Annotated in this window: 1 protein-coding gene; it reads left to right on the forward strand. The window is 51.8% G+C overall.

Annotation, left to right across the window (positions count from 1 at the left end; all coding sequences use genetic code 11):
- Positions 1 to 16: 16 nt before the first annotated feature.
- On the forward strand, positions 17 to 245 hold a 229-nt coding region (locus AAEY78_RS14560), incomplete at its 3' end, for a TraI domain-containing protein (protein ID WP_502943793.1).

Raw genomic sequence — 245 nt, forward strand, 5'->3', positions numbered from 1 at the left:
GGTGATGACACCTGAGTTGCTCGCCTGGTTAACCCAGCCGGGCCCTGAGATTTTGAAAGCCATGCTGGAGGCAATTGGCAATACTGATCCCGAGCATGTCCTGTCTAAATTGGTCATTGAAGCTGACCAAACCAGTGTCCAGCGAGACCTGAAAGCTCAACGAATTTCCGTTGACGACAATGCCCTTGGTGTCCCAGTCGAACGCTATCTACTTGATGCCATGAGGCGATTACTTGCCAGTTCCC

Source organism: Psychrobacter sp. 16-MNA-CIBAN-0192, assembly GCF_040309565.1.
Taxonomy (GTDB): domain Bacteria; phylum Pseudomonadota; class Gammaproteobacteria; order Pseudomonadales; family Moraxellaceae; genus Psychrobacter.